At 48.8% G+C, this 17813-nt stretch carries 14 protein-coding genes and 1 pseudogene; 5 read left to right on the forward strand and 10 right to left on the reverse strand.

Annotated features, from left to right (window positions below; translation table 11 throughout):
• Nucleotides 1-117: transposase (locus HQ41_RS09990; RefSeq protein ID WP_200880513.1), on the forward strand; the 117-nt coding region annotated here is incomplete at its 5' end.
• A gap of 98 nt (nucleotides 118-215) precedes the next feature.
• On the opposite strand, the gene HQ41_RS08090 is transcribed toward HQ41_RS09990, so the two are convergent.
• Nucleotides 216-1367: an IS256 family transposase gene (locus tag HQ41_RS08090; protein ID WP_044190262.1), complete on the reverse strand. Its 1152-nt coding sequence runs from the start codon at nucleotides 1365-1367 to the stop codon at nucleotides 216-218.
• Between the two features lie 77 nt (nucleotides 1368-1444).
• Here HQ41_RS08090 and HQ41_RS09400 point away from each other — a divergent pair.
• Nucleotides 1445-1726: pseudogene (locus tag HQ41_RS09400) on the forward strand (transposase); the annotation flags it as partial.
• A gap of 281 nt (nucleotides 1727-2007) precedes the next feature.
• Here the strand turns inward: HQ41_RS09400 and HQ41_RS08100 are convergent.
• The 8 genes from HQ41_RS08100 to HQ41_RS08135 form a co-directional block, all read right to left on the reverse strand.
• On the reverse strand, nucleotides 2008-3255 hold the full coding sequence (locus HQ41_RS08100; RefSeq protein ID WP_044190264.1) for a DUF1015 domain-containing protein: 1248 nt from the start codon (nucleotides 3253-3255) through the stop codon (nucleotides 2008-2010).
• A gap of 37 nt (nucleotides 3256-3292) precedes the next feature.
• Entirely contained in the window at nucleotides 3293-4216 is a 924-nt protein-coding gene (locus tag HQ41_RS08105; protein ID WP_044190266.1) for an NAD(P)-dependent oxidoreductase, read from the reverse strand.
• Between the two features lie 184 nt (nucleotides 4217-4400).
• Nucleotides 4401-5483 carry a 3-phosphoserine/phosphohydroxythreonine transaminase gene (serC, locus tag HQ41_RS08110; protein WP_044190268.1) on the reverse strand — a complete coding sequence of 361 codons (1083 nt, stop codon included), beginning with the start codon at nucleotides 5481-5483 and terminating at the stop codon, nucleotides 4401-4403.
• A gap of 192 nt (nucleotides 5484-5675) precedes the next feature.
• On the reverse strand, nucleotides 5676-6236 hold the full coding sequence (gene rfbC / locus HQ41_RS08115; protein ID WP_044190272.1) for a dTDP-4-dehydrorhamnose 3,5-epimerase: 561 nt from the start codon (nucleotides 6234-6236) through the stop codon (nucleotides 5676-5678).
• A gap of 231 nt (nucleotides 6237-6467) precedes the next feature.
• Nucleotides 6468-8525, reverse strand: coding sequence for a M13 family metallopeptidase (locus HQ41_RS08120; RefSeq protein ID WP_044190274.1), 2058 nt, complete (start codon nucleotides 8523-8525; stop codon nucleotides 6468-6470).
• 16 nt (nucleotides 8526-8541) lie between these two features.
• Nucleotides 8542-9450, reverse strand: a complete 909-nt coding sequence (locus tag HQ41_RS08125; RefSeq protein ID WP_044190277.1) for a sugar phosphate nucleotidyltransferase — start codon at nucleotides 9448-9450, stop codon at nucleotides 8542-8544.
• A 48-nt stretch (nucleotides 9451-9498) separates the two neighbouring features.
• On the reverse strand, nucleotides 9499-11382 hold the full coding sequence (locus HQ41_RS08130; RefSeq protein ID WP_044190281.1) for an amidophosphoribosyltransferase: 1884 nt from the start codon (nucleotides 11380-11382) through the stop codon (nucleotides 9499-9501).
• A 701-nt stretch (nucleotides 11383-12083) separates the two neighbouring features.
• Nucleotides 12084-13319 carry a hypothetical protein gene (locus HQ41_RS08135; protein ID WP_152567374.1) on the reverse strand — a complete coding sequence of 412 codons (1236 nt, stop codon included), beginning with the start codon at nucleotides 13317-13319 and terminating at the stop codon, nucleotides 12084-12086.
• 447 nt (nucleotides 13320-13766) lie between these two features.
• Between HQ41_RS08135 and greA the strand changes: the two genes are divergently transcribed.
• From greA to HQ41_RS08150, 3 genes are read left to right on the forward strand one after another with little or no spacing between them, the layout of a single operon-like run.
• Entirely contained in the window at nucleotides 13767-14237 is a 471-nt protein-coding gene (gene greA, locus HQ41_RS08140) for a transcription elongation factor GreA (protein WP_044190284.1), read from the forward strand.
• A 22-nt stretch (nucleotides 14238-14259) separates the two neighbouring features.
• On the forward strand, nucleotides 14260-14664 hold the full coding sequence (locus tag HQ41_RS08145; protein ID WP_044190287.1) for an HIT family protein: 405 nt from the start codon (nucleotides 14260-14262) through the stop codon (nucleotides 14662-14664).
• 25 nt (nucleotides 14665-14689) lie between these two features.
• Nucleotides 14690-16000, forward strand: a complete 1311-nt coding sequence (locus tag HQ41_RS08150; protein ID WP_044190289.1) for a UDP-glucose/GDP-mannose dehydrogenase family protein — start codon at nucleotides 14690-14692, stop codon at nucleotides 15998-16000.
• 313 nt (nucleotides 16001-16313) lie between these two features.
• Here HQ41_RS08150 and rlmD read toward each other — a convergent pair whose 3' ends face one another.
• Complete coding sequence (gene rlmD / locus HQ41_RS08155; RefSeq protein ID WP_044190292.1) at nucleotides 16314-17771, reverse strand: 23S rRNA (uracil(1939)-C(5))-methyltransferase RlmD; 1458 nt, start codon at nucleotides 17769-17771, stop codon at nucleotides 16314-16316.
• Nucleotides 17772-17813: the final 42 nt, after the last annotated feature.

The raw sequence follows: 17813 nt of genomic DNA on the forward strand, positions 1-17813 counted from the left end.
ACCCCCGCTAATTGTGCAGATACGGTTGCTTTGCCCGCCTTAATCGAGCAGTCCGAGTTGTCATCAGGGGTAAGTGTACTAGCCGACAAAGGCTATTGTAGCAAAAAGAATTGGTAGTGTCCGAAAAAGTGTGTAAGGTTGGTTCTCCCTTTTTCCCCTGGGGCATGCCCTAGGGGAAAAACTTTGAGTTTTTCGTGTTATTACTCATTACTCATTTATTTGGTGCTCCACTCTTGGAAATAGGGTAACCTCCTTGCGTAAGTCTTTTCGGTCATTTCTCGGGCTACAGAGCCCAAGAGAAAGACGACGGCATCAGCCGAGGGTAGAGCCCCACGTATACGCAGCGTGCGCTTATAGCTCCGATTGAGACGCTCCACCCAATTCGTCGAGTAAATCATACGACGAACACCCTCCGGGAACATCAGGTAAGTGAAGTAGCCTATATTGCGAGGTACTGACAAGGAGAGCAGGCTCCGGTAGCTTTTCCCCCAACGTTCTGCAAACGTACATAATTTCTCAAATGCTTTGATGGGTGTAAGACTTGTACCCGAGATCGGAAACAAGTCTTCCAACTCTTGTCTCATCCGATCCTTGTCCCTCTTCGATACGGCATTAAGTGCGTGACGCTTGAAATGAACGACACACAGCTGATGGGAGGAGTGAGGGAAAGCCGAGGCGATGGCTCGTTCAATCCCTTGTAAAGCATCTGAGATGATCAGGTCTATACGTTCGACTCCACGTGTTTTGAGGGCTTTCAACTCTGCCTCCCAATTCAACGCTCCTTCTGTGGGATGATTCACCACACAAAGCACCTCCCGACTACCGTCAGGAAGCAACCCCAACATCGTGTAATAGGCTTCCTGAGCCACACGATCATCCCGCCGTGTGTAGGCAAAGGTAGCATCGATGTACACCGCCAAATAGTGGGGCGACAGTTGGCGTTCCAACCACTTGTAGATCTCCTCTTTACTCGTGTTCGAGAGAAAACTGACTTGCTGCTTGCTATAGTGATAGCCGTAGATCCGTTCGCACACAGCACCAATGTCTTCGCACGAAAGGCCTCGGGTATAAAGCTCGTGAAACAACAAGGCTCGTTCGCTCTCTTGGCCGGAAAGGATTCCCAAAATCAAGGGTTGGAAATTGCCCGAACGTGTTCGAGGAATCCGTAATTCAAAGCTACAGCCGTAGCCTCGCCATCGACGAGGACGGAAGCCATTGCACTGTTCACCCTCATGCTCTTCGACAAAGAGAGCACGTTCTTGCTTCGAGAAGGTGTCCAATAGTACACGGATAAGTTCGTTAATACCTGCCTCTGATGATAGCATTTCAGAAATAAATGCCGACTTTTGTGTTGTTGTAAGCTCCATTGTTCTTAGGTTTATTTTTTTTCTTACCTCAAAGTTAAGGACTAACGGGACTTACACACTTTTTTAGGACAGTATCAAAGAATTCGGAGTGTTTGGCCGGTCATGGCTTGGTGGACGGCATTATGCTCAAGGCTATTCGTGGGAAGACTCTTAACGAGAGTCAGAAGGCATTCAACCGTGTGATCAGTAAGACGAGGTGCTTAATAGAACGCACCTTTGGCAGTATTCGACGGTGGTTCTTGGGCGGACGCTGTCGCTACCGAGGGTTAGAGCGAACGCATACACAGAATATCCTTGAAGCTATGGCGTACAATCTCAAGCGTATGCCAGGGCTTCTTGTGCTTGAAGGTGCCAAATAACCGTAAAATCCCCATCCCTGAGGGATATTTCCCTCAGGGATGGGGATAGGGGATAGTATTCAAGGCTCCCCAAGCCGCTCAAACACGCAAAAAACACCGAGAAAGATACAAGAACCTTTGAGCGGTGCATTGCGCAATAGTCTCATCTTAGTAGCACCTCAGCGAATCATACATCTCACCCCAATCCAATAAGCCTAACCGCCTCTTGCGAACATAAAGACAAAACCCCGAAGCCCATCACTGAACTCCGAGGTTTCTCAAAAACGAAAGTCTGCAAGTTGTTACACAAGCTCGTGAATTACAAGACCTGAGCGAAGCTTAGGCTCGAACCACGTTGTCTTAGGAGGCATAATGTTGCCTGAGTCTGCTATATCAATAAGCTGCTTCATCGATACCGGATATAGAGCCAAAGCAACACGCATCTCCCCACTATCTACACGCTTCTTCAATTCTCCAAGGCCACGAATACCACCTACGAAGTCAATACGCTTATCGGAGCGAAGATCCTTGATGCCCAAAATTTCATCTAAAATAAGGTTGGACGAGATCGTCACGTCAAGCACGCCGATCGGATCATGGTCATTGTATGTCCCCTCCTTAGCCGTAAGCGAATACCAGCGACCACTCAAATAGAGCGAGAAGTTGTGTAGCTTCTCTGGCTTATAAATATCTGTTCCCTTATCTTCTACGATAAAGTGCTCTTGTAGCTTAGCAAGGAACTGCTCATCAGTCAGATTATTCAGATCCTTCACTACACGATTATAGTCTATGATCGTGAGCTGATCATCGGGGAAACACACAGCCATGAAGTAGTTGTACTCTTCGTCGCCACGGTGGTTAGGATTCTGCTTGGCCTTCTCTGCACCGACTAGAGCTGCTGCAGCCGAACGGTGATGCCCGTCTGCGATATAGAGAGCTGGCATCTCTGCAAATAGCTCCGTGATGCGCTTGATATCTGCCTCTTGATCAATAATCCAAAAATCGTGGCCAAAGCCATCAAGCTCTGCGACGAAGCTATACACAGGCTTGGCGTCTGTGTACTTCTTGACGATCTGGTTGATCTCTTGCTTAGCAGGATAGGCAAAGAACACAGGCTCAATGTTCGCATTATTTACACGTACATGCTTCATGCGATCTTCTTCCTTGTCACGGCGAGTAAGCTCATGCTTCTTGATGACGCCATTCATATAGTCGTCTACATACGCACATACAACAAGACCGTACTGCGTCTTACCGTTCATTGTCTGAGCATAGACATAGTAGTTCTCCTTGTTGTCTTGCACCAACCAGCCCTTTTCCCTAAACATGGCAAAGTTCTCGGCTGCTTTGTTATAGACTTTCTCCTCATGTTCGTCCGTACCAACGGGGAAATCAATCTCGGGACGAATAATATGGTAGAGAGATTTCTCATTGCCCTCGGCTTCGGCTCGTGCTTCATCTGAGTTGAGGACATCGTATGGACGAGATGCAACCTGCTCGACAAGCTCCTGTGGAGGGCGAATACCTTTGAATGGTTTGATGATAGCCATAGTAAAATCTATATCCTATGATTGAGAGTTAATGTAGTTACTTATTGAGGCGGAAGCGCTCATTGCCCTCCTTGATATAGCCAACAATCTGACGTGCTGCAGCAAGGCCAGCATTGATATTAGCCTCTGAGGTCTGGGCGCCCATCTTCTTTGGTGTAGAGAAGTAACGATCCCCCAGTGCCGCAACCATCTCCTCATGATTGGCTGGCATAATATCTGTGAAGTAACGCAGATCCTCACGCTCCTTGAGAATATCCAATAGCTCGGCCTCGTTAATAATTTCCTTACGAGCCGTATTAACCAAGATGGCCTTCTTGGGCATAGAGCCTACTAGGGCACGACCTATAGAGCCCTTTGTTTCTGGCGTAGCAGGAATATGCATTGAGATGATGTCGCAGCCAGCGAATAGTTCAGCCTGAGTAGCCACATGCTTAACGCCAGCCTGAGCCATAGCCTCTGCAGGAGTGAATGGGTCGAAAGCATAAACCTCCATGCCCAAGCCTTGAGCAATACGAGCCACATTGCGTCCCGTAGCACCAAAAGCAAGCAACCCTAGACGCTTGCCCATGAGTTCAGAGCCCGATGTGCCATTGAAGCGATTGCGCACGCCGAAAAGAAGCATGCCAATGACTAGCTCAGCCACGGCATTAGCATTCTGCCCGGGCGTGTTCATCACCACTACATTGTGAGCAGTGGCCGAGGTTAGATCCACGTTGTCGTAACCTGCACCTGCACGAACGACAATCTTGAGCCGCTTTGCAGCATCAAAGACCTCAGCATCTATAATGTCGCTACGAATGATGATCGCATGTACATCGGCTACCGCAGCCAATAGCTCGGCTTTGCTCGTGTATTTCTCCAGCAACACGACCTCGAAGCCTGCTTCTTTACAAATATCGGTGATACCCTTGACGGCCACTGGAGCAAATGGCTTCTCTGTGGCAATAAGTACTTTAGTCATGACAATCCGAATAAGTATTGTATTACGATTTATGTATGCTCTTCTGAAGCTGTATCAACAAGGTAGCAAACTACCAATACAATACTAGCCCAAAAGAAATGGAAGGCAGAAACCTACTAAGCCATCTCACAGCGATTACTTGGTATGCCTCTGCCTCTCATGCGTGGAATATTATTATCGTGGATTAAGCGTTTTGAGCTTCGAACTCCTGCATGCATTTAACGAGCGCCTCTACGGACTCACGTGGACAAGCATTGTAGATTGATGCACGGAAGCCACCTACAGAGCGGTGTCCCTTGATACCTACCATACCCGCAGCCTTAGCGAACTCCATAAATGCAGCTTCCTTGTCCTTATACTGCTCAGCCATTACAAAGCACACATTCATCAACGAGCGGTCTTCCTTGGCGGCTGTACCGACGAACATCTTATTACGATCGATTTCGTTGTAGAGGAGCTCTGCCTTCTCCTTGTTGATCTTGTACATAGCTTCTACACCACCGAGTTTCTTTACCCACTTGAGCGTTTCGTGCATCACAAAGATGGGGAATACGGGAGGGGTATTGAACATAGAGCGGTTTCTCTCCTCATCACCAATATGTGTGCGATAGTCTACCATGGTCTGTAGCTTACGATCCACCTTACCTAGCAGATCCTCACGTACGATGACGAATGTAACCCCAGCAGGGCCGACATTCTTCTGAGCTCCACCATAGATCATACCATATTTAGACACATCTACTGGACGGCTAAGGATATCCGAAGACATATCAGCGACCAACGTCACAGGGCAGTCCATATCCTCGTGGATCTCGGTACCATAGATAGTATTGTTCGTCGTGATATGGAAGTAGTCTACATCCGTTGGGATCGTGTAGCCCTTGGGGATATAGGAGTAAGTCTTATCCTCTGAAGAAGCGACAATCTCTACATCACCATAATACTTAGCCTCCTTGGCTGCCTTCTTGGCCCATACACCCGTCTGCAGATAGGCAGCCTTTTTGCTCAATAGGTTAGCGGGCACAGTGAAGAACTGGGTACTAGCACCACCACCAAGGAAAAGCACCTTATAGTTATCAGGAATGTTGAGCAGCTCACGCCATAGATCGGCTGTTTCCTTCATGATACGCTCCCACCCCGGAGTACGGTGAGAGATCTCAAGAATACCAATACCTGTACCGTCAAAATCACGAATTGCTTCAATGGCAGACTCGACTGCTTCGCGAGGGAGGACGCAAGGTCCAGCATTAAAATTGTGCTTCTTCATAACAAATGAATTTGTAACTATGTTGATGTTTCTGATCTACTTATATAGTTTAATTATCTACTTACAAAAGAATCAAAGATTGATAAAAACCCCGGTGCACAACAAAGGTATTAAATAAAACTACACAAGCAAAGCAATTCTGCACTTTAATTACAGGACTACTTTGCTTGATATATCCTATACCCTACTACCCTAAATACTACGATGCTGATAGTCACAGAAGCTGATGCCATCTAGGTCCTTGGCAGAGAGGACAAACGCCTCTCGGGGGATACCAGTAGAGGCCCAATCTATGCCAAGATCTGGGTCATCGAACTTAATGCTGCACTCGCTCTCAGGGTGATAGGCATTGTCTACTTTGTACTGTAGCGTAGCGTGCTCGGTAATGGTCAGGAAGCCATGTGCGAAACCTCGAGGAATGTAGAGCTGACGATGATTGGTGCTAGAGAGCTCGAAGCAGAGGTGCTGGCCATAAGTGGGCGAGCCTTTGCGTAGATCCACTGCCACATCGAATATAGCCCCCTCCACACAGCGCACGAGCTTGGCTTGTGCATGAGCACCCTGCTGCAGATGTAGTCCACGCAATACACCATAGCGGGAGCGTGACTCATTCTCTTGCACGACATTAAATTCCTCAATATGGCGAGCAAAGTCTGCTATACGAAAGGTTTCCATAAAGTAGCCCCTTTCGTCGCCGAATACGACAGGTTCAATAAGCCAAAGACCCGCAATAGATGTTTGAGTGTAACGCATAATGCTTAATCCTAATAGTGATTAGTAATACTCGGGTAAAGGTAAAGAAAAAAGGTTAATATCCAGATGCCTATCTAAACTCAACAGCCAAATTTATTAAGTACACCAGCCTCTTCTGAGGGCAGCCCTTTACAGATACTCAACCCTGTATATACCATATTATATATAGAGGCTCCCCCTAGCCAATGTCTATGCATCGACTAGGGGGAGCTATCCAAAGGCAAAAGCCTATTACCAAACGACAATGCGCTCCTCGGGTGCTAGATACATAGCATCGCCCGGCTTGATGTCGAAGGCCTTGAAGAAAGCATCGATATTCTTGAGAGCTTGATTGACGCGCAAGATACCTAGGCTATGAGGGTCAATCTTGGTCAGTCGTAGGATCTCTTCGTGACTGATGTTCTGTCCCCATAGACGAGCATAAGCGATGAAGAAGCGCTGCTCAGGAGTCAATCCATCGGTCTTCTCTGGTTGCGGTGCAGACTCAGCGGCAAGTTGCATAGCGAGGAAAGCCACCGTGAGGCCACCTTGGTCAGCGATATTCTCGCCAAGAGTTAGTTGGCCATCGGCCATCACACCGGGAGCAACCTCATTCTCGGCAAACTGAGCGGCCAAACGCTGCGTAGACTCGGCGAATTTCTGCTTATCCTCGGCTGTCCACCAGTTGATCATGTTGCCATCTTTGTCGAAGTTAGAGCCCTGATCATCGAAACCGTGAATCATCTCATGACCAATCACGACGCCGATAGCGCCATAATTAACGGGGTCGTCTGCATCTACATTGAAGAATGGAGGCTGGAGGATACCCGCTGGGAAACAAATCTCGTTGGTCGTAGGCATATAGTAAGCGTTCACGTCCTGTGGATTCATGAGCCACTTCGTCTTGTCTACAGGCTTGCCTAGATCCTTGAGGTTGTCGGCTTGAGCAAACTTAGCGGCATTGACCAAGTTCTGATAGTAGGTATTGCTCTCGCTGATCTCAAGATCGCTATAGTCCTTCCACTTGTCTGGGTAACCAATCTTGACCGTGAAGTTATTGAGCTTCTCTAGGGCCTTGGCCTTGGTATCCTCGCTCATCCACTCGAGTGCCTGCACACGCTGTCCAAGAGCCTTCTGCAGATTACTCACAAGTGTGAGCATACGCTCCTTGGCCTTTGGGCTAAAGTGACGCTTCACATAGACCTCACCGAGAGCCTCGCCGAGCATAGACTCTACGACAGCTACGCTACGCTTCCAGCGTGGGTGCATCTCCTTGCGTCCGCTAAGCTGCTTGCCGAAGAAGTCGAAGCTAGCCTGCGCAAACTCATCGCTCAGAGCCGATGCGCTACTACTGATCTGAGCACAGAGCATATAGTCCTTGAAGGTAGCCAAATCCATAGACGCAAACCACTTGTCGAACTTCTTGAAGAAGTCTAGCTGACCGAAGTTTGCAGTCTTCACATCTAGACCACGCTGATCGAAGTATGCCTGCCAGTCAAAGCCCTTATTGGCTGCTGCAAACTCGGCAATATTCGTCATATTGTAGTTACGCTCCGTATCACGTAGCTCGACGTTTGAGTAGCACATCTGGGCTAAATCTGTCTCGACCTTGAGCGTATTGGCTGCCATACGCTTGGCATCATCTGCCGAGTAGCCAGCAAGTGTAGCCACACGCTCTAGATAGGTTAGATAGCCTTCGCGGATCTTTTTCATCGCCTCACTCTCCTCTAGGTAGTAATCTCTAGTACCTATGCCTAGACGAGCCTGAGTAAGGTGCAGGATATTCATCGAGCTATTCTTGTCGTCGGCTGCCACATAGCTACCGAATAGCACTCCCGCCCCATAGGTTTGGTCCTGCTTGGCTGCGTAGGTAAGCAGAGCTCCCTTATCGGCAATAGCCTCAATCTCACGCAAGTCCTCTAGCATAGGCATAGCTCCTAGCTCATTGCGCACTAGGCTATCCATCGCTTGGCGATAGATTGTAGCGATGCGGTACTCATTGCTACCAGCTTTGGGCTGGGCAGCAGCAAGCTCCTCCACAATACGGTGCACGTAGGTCGTAGAGCTATCACGCAGAATGTCGAATGTACCATAACGACTGTAGGCAGGCTTGAGTGGATTGTTTTTGATCCAGCTACCATTGACGTGGTGGTAGAAGTCATCTTGGGCACGAATTGTCGTGTCCATGGCCGAGAAGTCTATGGCGGGCACTACGGCTGCCTCTTCTTGGCCTGCTTGCTTGGTTGATGTGCACGAGCCAAGGCCTACGGCCACGGCACACAGCACGGGGATTATTTTTTTTGTGATCATAATAATGTGTATTGGATTAGAAGAGCTTCTCTGGATACTCCCCTGCTGCCACTAGCGCCTTGATCTTGGCTACTACACCATCACGATCGGCGGCATAAGTCACACCAAACCACTGATCTGGCGTGTCTAGCACTTCGCAGGTAGAGGTACCGTCCTTGACAAGCTGGTTCACAACTAGGGGGATATAAAACTCTGCCTTGAGGTTGCCCTCATTGGCACGTAGGAAGTCGCCAAACATAGCATCTGAGTGAGCGAAGTAGTCGGGAGTGAAGCCCCACATATTCATAGATACTGGCGTATGCTCGTCTAGGATCTGCTCCTGCCCATGCTCATCGGTAAAAACAATCTTACCAGAGGCGTTGCGCTCGATAGCCGTACGCTCTACCACGCCAGTAAGTAGCTTACGATCATCTACCTCACACACGCCACGTGCTACACTGCCACTCTCGCTAAGCGTATTACCCACACGATAGCCTACCATGCAGTACTGGTTGGTTGTATCGCTTAGGCTACGCAGCTTCTCTGCCAGTACGGCGAAGCCATTGCGACCATAGAAGTCGTCGGCATTGATCACTGCAAAAGGCTCGTGAATCACGTCTTTGGCCATCATCACTGCATGGTTCGTGCCCCATGGCTTCTCACGCCCCTCGGGTACGGAGAAACCCTCTGGTAGGTTATCCATATCTTGGAAAACAACCTCTAGAGCGATTTTTCCCTCGTACTTGGATAGGATCTTCTCTCTGAAGTCCTGCTCAAAAGAGCGGCGAATGATGAACACGACCTTACCAAATCCTGCACGAATGGCATCATAGATTGAGTAGTCCATAATCGTTTCGCCCGATGGACCTAGACCATCAAGCTGCTTCAAACTTCCGTAACGGCTACCCATGCCAGCGGCTAGCACTAGTAATGTTGGCTTTTTCATTATTTCTTCTCGTATTTTGATGTTTATAATGTTTGATGTACTCAAGGACTACTTCTTGTAGTCCTGCTCCATATAGTCAATGAAGGCTTTGTTCACAAGATGACTCCCCCCGGGCGTAGGATAGTCTCCACTGAAGTACCAGTCACCTAGATGATTGGGGATAGACTTGTGTAGCTCCTCAATACTCGGATAGACTAGCTCTACCTCTGCTCCTAAATCCTCTGGGCGTAGCAGATCTACAATTTTGGCCGAGATCTCCTCAATAGTAAAGGGGGCATAGATGGCCTTGACCACATTCTCCACCTCTACACTCCAGCCCTCGTTACTAAGCTCCAACGCCCTCTGGTACTGTTGCTCTAGCAGAGCCTGCATACCTCTCTCCTTGATCAACGCAATGGCTGCACGGAAGGCGATGAACTCACGCATCTTGCTCATATCGATCCCATAATAGTCGGGATAACGTACCTGCGGACAGCTAGACACGACGACGATTTTCTTGGGAGTGAGTCGATCTAGAATGCTGAGGATACTCTGCCTAAGCGTTGTCCCACGCACTATACTATCATCAATGACTACCAGATTATCTACACCACGCTCGACTGTACCGTAAGTGATATCGTACACGTGCGTGGCCAAATCATTGCGGCTCTTGGCCTCGGAGATGAAGGTACGCAGCTTGATGTCCTTGATCGCAACCTTCTCACTACGCACCTTGCGAGCAAGAATGCACTTGAGCTCCTCATCACTCATTGAGGGGTTGGCCTTAATGGCGTCGAACTTCTCCTCGTTGAGGTGAGCATTTAGCCCCTCCAGCATACCATAATAGGCGACCTCGGCGGTATTGGGGATGAAAGAGAATACGGTATGATCCATATCATAGCCCACTGCCTTGAGGATTGGCTCGGTAAGGTTGAAGCCTAGAGCCTTGCGTTCCTTATAGATATCTCGATCGCTACCTCTAGAGAAATAGATACGCTCAAAGGAACAAGGCTTAAATTGCTTGGGGTCGGCGATCTGCTTGAGGCGTGGCTCGCCATCTTTGTTGATGAATAGCGCCTCACCCGGCTTGAGCTCTGTTACCTTGTCGTAGGTAACGTTCATCACAGTCTGGATCACTGGCCGCTCCGAAGCTACCACGATGATCTCATCGTCTATGTAGTAGAAAGCGGGCCTGATGCCCCATGGGTCGCGCATCGTATAGCTCTCGCCACTACCCGTGAGGCCACACATCACATAGCCACCGTCCCACAGAGGCGAGCATTCCTTGAGGATATTGGAGAGGTCTATACGCTCCTCGATATAGTGTGTGATGTCCATGCCTCTTAGGCCGTGCTGATAGCCAACCTTATACAGACGCTCCACCTCTCGGTCTAGGCGATGCCCCAGCTGCTCGAGTAGGATATGCATATCCGACACATGGCGAGGGTGCTGCCCCACGGCCGTAATGTTGTCAAATACGCCGTCTACATTGGTTAGGTTAAAGTTGCCGCAAATAGAGAGGCATTTGGCTCTCCAGTTGCTGCGTCTAGTCATTGGGTGTACGAAGGTTATCCCACTCTTACCTGTGGTACTATAGCGCAGATGCCCCATATAGCACTCGCCTGCGAAAGGTAGCTCACCCTCTACAAGGTCTAGATCGTCCAGTTGCTCGGAGGTTAGGCTATTGAACTGATGGTATACAGCGTCAAAAATCTCCTTAATCGCTGATGCGCCAAGAGCACGCTCACGGAATAGGTATTCGTCACCAGGTTTACTATTGAGTTTAACCACTGCCAGACCAGCTCCGTCTTGTCCTCGGTTGTGCTGCTTCTCCATAAGCAGATATAGCTTATTAAGACCATACATCCATGTACCATACTTCTGCTGATAGTAACTCAGTGGCTTACGCAGGCGAATCTGGGCAATCCCACATTCATGCTTGAGAGGTTCCATTTATCCGTTTTCTTTTGACCTGTATTCTAATGATGAACTGTCATCTTGATTGTGCGAAGACTACCCCACCCAATCAAGCGACAAATTTAGTGATTATGCTGGATAATACTCTACTAAAAAGGTAAAACTTAACAGCCTTTCTGCACCCTAGAGAAACGCTTGTCAAGGAAGCCGAAATTTATATTTTAGCTCAGTTCTCGCAATGTTGGTGGGACAATTTTTGTCCATGAGCACAAAAACAGCCAACAGCGTATTTGCCCCCTAGCAGGCTCCAGAGCGAACGCAGCCTCATTGGGGCACTCTACCCCCAGCCACACGAAAACAGCCTCCCAAAACAAGGAAAACATAAACACCTAATAAACAAATACATTAAAAGGAATTTCAAAGATCTTTACCCGACCGAAGCTGAATGTCGGGAGTTTCTCTCCATCAATCTTTTTCGATTGGTGGATACATCGCAACGGATTAGCCCACCGATCCTCCAAAATCTTCCCATCAATTTCTCTGAGATGTCGCAGCAGCGAACTAAAATCGAAAGGTATTTCGTCCCAATTCGAGTCCAATCCATTTACACACTTTAACTGAAAACGAGAAAAGTGCCTTTCATGGTTTGTTGCACACACTAACACATCTAAAAGGGGCTGTGGTAAAACTCAAATTTCCCCACAGCCCCTTACATTGAAGTTACTTAGAATCTATACCTAACGATAATCTACATAAAAAGGATTCCCCAACGAATAGTAGTGGTATGGCCCATATTTACCAGCTCCGGGCAACCACTTCCCCGCCATAGAGCAAGGGATCGCTTTATAGCGCCCATCGGGCTTCTTCACGATAACATAGCCAAAGACGATTCTATACCTACCCGTACTGGTATCTTCGATTTTCCACTCATCACTCTTGATCAGTGTCTTGACGATTTTGTCTTTGGGCCACTGCTTGCGCATAATTTGCTCAAAGGTCGCAATCATCTGGGGCGTGTTCATACGCCCAGACTTGGGCATATCGTAGACTCGTTCTTGTCGCTCACGATACTCCTGCTGCACACTCTTGACCTGCTCATCGGCTTTTCGCTCTTGCTCGGCATTCATCTCTGCCAGTGTCCTTGGCTTAGGGTATATGGCTTGATACTCCCGATCCATAGAGGCATACATCTGCTTGAGTGAGGCTACCATAGTCTGCACCTCAGGATCCGAATCCCTTAGATTACCATCAACAAGCTCTCCGGAGATCTTGTTCACAGCTTGGAAGAGGTAATACTTCTTTAGGTTTGGGCTCAGGTCCGCCGTCTGCATATAGTTATAGATCCTCCTGAGTTGCTCTGCCTCACCGAAACGAGAGCGAGTAGCAGAGCCATTGAAGGGCGACAACAGTATCTTTTGAGCTGCCGCTGCTACTCGCTGGTATTCCATACCCCAATCATTCCACCGAAAGCCCTGTACCTGCTCACGCTTAGGGTTATTCAGCAACGTAAGGTAGTACAGCATGGCCTTGTTGTCATCGGGCCAAGCTATGAACTCTATATCACGCTGCTCTACGGCTTTCTTTAGCCTTAGGAGGTAATAGGCAAGACACTCAAACTGTGCACGAGTGTCTAGCGTCTGATCAAATGCCCCTGCATGATCGCTCTGCTTGGCTAGGGCATAGAAACTGTCTGGGGTTTGCTCTGAGATTTGCACTTGTTTCATGATCGCCAGAGGATCAACTTCGTCCGTCTTAGGGAGATTGCTCTGTATCTGGCGCTGAGTCGATCCTTGAGCCTGCGCAGGCTCCACATCCAATTGCTGCTTAACCTCATTGGTCACTTCCTTGGCGACCTGCTCGGTCTTGGACTTCAACTTCTTGACAAATGTCCCCAACTGTGCATGAGCAGGGACTAGACCGAGGAGCACAAATAGGCTAAGCGCTCCTAACTTACTAAAGCATTTCATTTTCATAGCAAAAAGAATTATCTAATAATATGAGTTCATCTACCTATCCTCGGGCATAAGCCCCAGCAAATCACACGGCCCTCTGAGCCCATTGGCCAACGCAAAGGTCGTAATGTGACGACACTGCAATAGTTCTCTTCTTGATGATACAACTAGGTGCATCACGGAACAAAGATAAAACTTTGTGGAAGATATTCCCCGTGCTTGACACTGGAGCAGTACGACAAGGGACATCGAGCCGGAGAGATTGGGGGGCTTTTGGGCGGGGCTCTTTGCTTTAATTGCAAAAAAGGGTTACCTTTGCCGAAGAAATCAGGGGATGATTTCTGACGATAGATGTAAGATGTTCCGAAGTGCCTAACTCTGTGAGGCTTTGGGACTCTTTTATTTTTCTATCTAAGCATAAAATAAACGGTACTAATAGATAACAGCAATTAATCTATAAAACGAACTATGGCATATAACTATATGACCCAAGCAGGCTACGACAAGCTTGTTGCCGAAATCAATGAACTGGAGTCGGTACAGCGCCCAGAGATCTCTCGACAAATCGCCGAGGCACGTGACAAGGGCGACCTATCGGAGAACGCCGAGTACGATGCGGCCAAGGAAGCTCAAGGGCTACTTGAGAGCAAGATCGCTCAGCTCAAAGCTACGCTCAGCAATGCTCGTATCATAGACGAGTCCCGCCTGAGCACAGACTCTGTGCAGATCCTCAACAAGGTAACTATCCGCAACACCAAAAATGGTGCACAGGTATCATATACGTTGGTATCGGACTCCGAGGCCAACCTCAAACAAAATAAGATCTCTGTCAACACGCCTATCGCCAAGGGACTCATGGGCAAAAAAGTCGGAGATGTCGTAGAGGTTCAGACTCCCGGAGGGCTGATGAGCTTCGAGATTATGGAGATTTCATTCTAGAGAGATTAGGAGGGCTGCCGGTATGTCTACAATTTTTAGCCGTATTATCCGAGGCGAGATTCCCTCGCACCGCATTGCCGAGAGTGAAGAGTTCTATGCATTCCTCGACATCAACCCTGTACAAATGGGGCATACACTGATTGTCCCCAAGAGAGAAGAAGATTACTTCTTCGATCTAAGCGACGAGGAGCTGGGGGCAATGATGCGCTTCTCCAAGGTAGTTGCATCAGCGATCAAGGCCGCCACCCAGTGTGAGAAGGTTGGTCTAGCAGTAATGGGGCTAGAAGTCAATCATGCACACCTACACCTCGTCCCCATCAGCGGTCTTGGCGATATGGACTTCAAGCAAAAGATTGAGCCCAAGGCAGGCGAATTGGCTTCGTGGGCAGAACGCATCAGAGAGCATCTACCCAAGCACTATCTCTAATCAACAACCAATACATTAGGATAAGATGAGAATAGCTGTCGTCGGTATCGGTTACGTTGGTCTGGTGAGTGCCGCCTGCTTCGCAGACTTGGGCGCAGAAGTCTACTGCATTGATGTAGATCAGACCAAGATCGAGGGACTCAAACAGGGCATTATCCCAATCTACGAGCCGGGATTAGACGAACTGGTTAAGCGAGGCTTCGAGGGCGGACGATTGCACTTCGGGACATCTCTAGCAGAAGTGCTAGATAAGGTGGAGATTGTCTTCAGCGCTGTGGGTACACCAGCCGACGAAGACGGCTCGGCCGATCTACGATATGTCCTAGAGGTTGCCAAGACCATTGGCCAATCAATCAACAACTATTGCCTGATTGTCACCAAGAGTACCGTACCCGTAGGTACAGCTAGCCTAGTAAGAGAGGCAATCCAGCGAGAGCTAGACAAGCGGGGGGTGCAGATAGAGTTCGACGTAGCCTCCAACCCAGAGTTCCTCAAAGAGGGCAATGCGATTGACGACTTCATGAAGCCAGATCGTGTGGTCGTAGGCACCGATAGCCCAAGAGCATACGACTTGATGACCAAGCTCTATAAGCCCATTCTGCTCAACAACTTCCGAGTACTATTCATGGATATTCGCTCGGCAGAGATGACGAAGTATGCCGCCAATGCTATGCTAGCTACACGTATCAGCTTTATGAATGAGATAGCCAATCTCTGCAAGCGTGTGGGGGCGGACGTCAATATGGTGCGTCGTGGTATCGGGAGCGACAGCCGCATCGGGAGCAAATTTCTCTATCCCGGCTGTGGTTACGGAGGCTCATGCTTTCCCAAAGATGTCAAGGCTCTTATCCATACAGCCAAAGAGTACGGCTGTCAGATGCAAATTCTAGACTCGGTCGAGGCCGTCAATCATACACAGAAGCGGGTCCTCTTCGATATGTTTGCCGAGCATTACTCAGGCGAGATAGCTGGTCGCCGTGTGGCCGTATGGGGTTTGGCCTTCAAACCCGGTACAGATGATATGCGAGAGGCTCCCTCTCTCGTGCTGATAGATGCCCTCGTACAGGCAGGTTGCTCCGTACGTGTCTACGACCCAGTAGCGATGAAGGAAGCTAAACGTCGACTAGGCAACCGAGTAGAGTATGCACGAGATATCTACGACTGCGTGCTAGATGCCGATGCTATCTTCCATGTAACCGAATGGAAGGAATTCAGAATGCCCAACTGGGAGATTATCCGACGTACGATGCACACTCCGCTACTTATCGACGGGCGTAATGTATTCGACTCAACAGTAGAGGAACACGGCTTCACACGCCTCTCAATAGGCTCGTAGCAGGAGTTAGTCTTGACGGGGTATTTAACAAGAACACAGTATCAAGTCCGATACCTTTTATAGCTCAAAGGCGGTGTTTCATAATACGCAAACTGCTATGCTACTTGCGACATTCGGCTTTGGTCACATACTTTAGTATGCCCCCTTTGCTCCGCACGGACTTCTTCGTCAACCTCAGTCTTAGCACCTTGCATTTTGCGCATTCTAAAATACCCCAAGGGGGCTGTGGCAAAAATGAATTTCGCCACAGCCCCTTTTCTTTGTCCTATATGTTTAGCGACACAAAAGCAGGGAATCTCTCTCGGGAATCTTATCAAAGACTACTCTGCTGGAGCCTCTCGAGCAAGACTACATTCTCAATATGGTGCGTATGGGGAAACATATCCACAGCACGGCTCTTGCGCACTGCATAGTCCCCGCCCTCAACCAGCATCGCCAAATCTCTAGCCTGCGTGGCTGGGTTGCAGCTCACATAGACAATGCGCTCCGGAGCTGCACGTAGAATGGTGCGTACCACGTCCTCGTGCATACCAGCTCGTGGCGGATCGGTAATAATCACATCGGGGCGACCATGCTGCAAGATGAAGTCGTCTGTAAGAATATCCTTCATATCCCCTGCGTAGAAGAGAGTATTATCAATACCATTGAGCTGACTATTGAGCTTGGCATCCTCTATCGCCTCGGGAACATACTCGATGCCAACGACAGATTTGGCCGATCTGGCTACAAAATTGGCTATCGTACCCGTACCCGTGTAGAGGTCGTAAACCGCCTCATGACCCGTCAAGGCAGCGAACTCACGAGCCACTTTGTACAGCTCGTAAGCCTGCAGGCTATTGGTCTGATAAAACGATTTGGGACTAATACGGAAGTGCAAGCCCTCCATCTCCTCCTCAATATACTGCTCACCACGGAAGCAGTGAATGATCTGATCGGATATGGTATCGTTGCACTTGGTGTTGATGACGTAGAGCAGTGATGTAATCTCAGGAAATGCCTCGGCAATAGCCGTCATGAGAGCCTCAATCTTGCGGGTATCATCTCGGAAGAATACCACCACTACCATCGTTTGCCCCGTCGAGGTCGTACGGATCATCAACGTGCGCATCAGCCCCTCTTGAGCCCTCAAGTCAAAGAAAGGATATTGCTCTGGTCGCTCTAGACAATAGGCTCGGATAAAAAGACGAATACGGTCGGCCAATTCACTACCCAGATGACACTGATCAATATCCAGTACCTTATCAAACATACCCGGTATGTGGAATCCAACCCCCGGCTCTGCTACGGGTATAGGCTTACCATCGGCATCGATTTTCGTCTGTGTCATCTCTCCGGGAAGCAACCAACGCTTGTGACTAAAGGTAAACTCCAGCTTATTGCGATAACGGGAGGTAGACGCCGAGCCAAGTATAGGTAGATACTCATCTATATGCACCTTACCGAGTCGCTCCATTGCATCAACCACGACCTGATGCTTGGCCTCTAGCTGCACCTCGTATGGCAAATGCTGCCACTTGCAGCCACCACAGACAGTAAAGTGCGAGCAGATAGGCATCTGCCTCATAGGCGAAGGGGTAACTAGACGCAGGATCTTACCCTCCATAAAGCTACGCTTCTTCTTGACGACTTGGATGTCGCAAATATCTCCTGGGGCAGCATAGGGCACGAATAGTACTACCCCATCTACATGAGCCAGGGCCTTGCCCTCAGCGGCCAATCCTTCTATGCGAATGCCTTCCAACATAGGAAGGTCTTTTTTCTTTCTTGCCAATGCAAATATCCGTTTAAGTGATTGGGTGCAGACCTAAAAAGG

Source organism: Porphyromonas sp. COT-290 OH860, from assembly GCF_000768935.1.
GTDB lineage: Bacteria > Bacteroidota > Bacteroidia > Bacteroidales > Porphyromonadaceae > Porphyromonas.